Source organism: Neisseria sp. HMSC074B07 (assembly GCF_001810355.1).
Lineage (GTDB): Bacteria > Pseudomonadota > Gammaproteobacteria > Burkholderiales > Neisseriaceae > Neisseria.
In genome coordinates this window covers 16885-18634 of the sequence record NZ_KV800885.1, presented here as the reverse complement: position 1 = coordinate 18634, position 1750 = coordinate 16885, and the positions used below count along the sequence as shown (strand labels likewise).

The 1750-nt window shown below is 44.9% G+C and carries 2 protein-coding genes and 1 pseudogene; all 3 read left to right on the top strand.

Going from position 1 to position 1750, the window contains the following annotated elements; translation table 11 throughout:
• Positions 1-338: 338 nt before the first annotated feature.
• Positions 339-779, top strand: coding sequence for a hypothetical protein (locus HMPREF2726_RS01105; RefSeq protein ID WP_070601909.1), 441 nt, complete (start codon positions 339-341; stop codon positions 777-779).
• 314 nt (positions 780-1093) lie between these two features.
• On the top strand, positions 1094-1342 hold the full coding sequence (locus HMPREF2726_RS01100; RefSeq protein WP_003757105.1) for a GlsB/YeaQ/YmgE family stress response membrane protein: 249 nt from the start codon (positions 1094-1096) through the stop codon (positions 1340-1342).
• A 183-nt stretch (positions 1343-1525) separates the two neighbouring features.
• Positions 1526-1750: pseudogene (locus HMPREF2726_RS12575) on the top strand (protein disulfide oxidoreductase); the annotation flags it as partial.

The window sequence follows — 1750 nt, the reverse complement described above, 5'->3', positions numbered from 1 at the left end:
AGTATTGTACTATTTTGTTTTTAATTGACTATAATAGAACACGGCAAAGCCGTCCCATTCCATTAAAACCCATCCACATATGACCCAAAATCCAACACATCCTACCTCGATACCTTATCCCGCCACCCGCCCACTTGCATGAAAACGGAATGAAAGATAACATTCTCCTCCTTGCAGCTGGGATAAAATATATGTTGCAATCGCCGGGCAGTCGGGTAAAGGTGCAAAATGATTCTACACAGCGTCACCGCTTTAACATTCAGCACATTTTAAAACATTAGAAATTAAAACCGCCCGCTGCCGACCTATTCATTTACTTTCATTCAGGTAGTTTATTCATGGATCAAAATAACACTCCACACCCTAATGTATCCAACGACACTGCAGTCATGACCGTCAAGGATTGGATCATCACATTCCTGATACTCGCCATTCCTATCGTAGGTCTTGTCATGATATTTGTCTGGGCATTTGGGGACGGTAACAAAAACCGCAAACACTTCATGCAAGCTTATTTGTGGCTTATGCTGGTTTGTTTCATTATCATGATTCCACTAGTATTTTTTGTAATGACACGCTTTCCTGCCGCAGTAATGCAGCAACAAAATTTTGGGCAGCCTGCATATGAAGCACCAATGAACAACATGCCTTCTGAAAAATTTGATACCAACAGCCTCCCCGAGCAAGAAACATCTGCCGACGACATGTCGGAACAAGAAAACGAAGCTGCCTCAGAAGTTTCTGAAGAAGTTCCCGAAAACGCTGAAGCTGCCCAATAATCAGAATTTACCCTGGCAAGTCAAAAGGTCGTCTGAAACAGATTTCAGACGACCTTTTAGTATGATTCAATGCTGGCTACTATAGTGGCTTAACTAAATCAGGACAAGGCGACGAAGCCGCAGACAGTACAGATAGTACAGCAAGGCGAGGCAACGCCGTACTGGTTTAAAGTTAATCCACTATAATACCGCCGCCCGCCCTTCCCATACGGAACAACGCTATAAACTGTAAAGATGGCACAGCGGGACAAAACAAGCCTGTATACTGCATTTTCACACATATATTCCCCACAACACACAAGGAGACAAGAGATATGGGTTGGATCAGCACCATCATTATTGGATTTGTAATCGGCGTATTGGCAAAATTCCTGCACCCAGGCAAAGAAAACTTAGGCTTCATCATGACCACCCTGCTAGGCATAGGCGGCTCCGCGTTGGCCGGTTTTGTCGGACAACAAGTAGGTTGGTATCGCGTCGGCGAACCGGCAGGATGGATTGCCTCCACCGTATTTGCCGTCATTATTTTAGCTATTTATACGCGCCAGATTAAAAGCCGTTAAACCTCATAATAAGTGATAAACTTTGATATCGTAGCTCAACGATTCAAATACAGACAGGCTGTTTATTAAGGAATGCCTCATCTGCCGATGCAAGGCGGCAAGCCGCAGACGACGCCCGCAAGCCAACCTTGTAGCCGTACATGCAGATTCCTTTCTATTCAGCCTGTTTTATGCAGACACCACATGAAACGACTCTTACCTTATCTAAAATCCCTTATCCAAGCCCTCCTCCTCTTTATTCTGATTTCCGTAGCCGTTGACTGGTGGCGCAAACCCAATCAGCCGATGCAAGCCTCATCAGAACTCCTCCGTGTTATCAATGGAAGCAGCACTTCGCTCGAAACACTCAGCAAGGAACGTGTTGCCATTGTCTATTTTTGGGGAACATGGTGCCATATCTGTTCATAC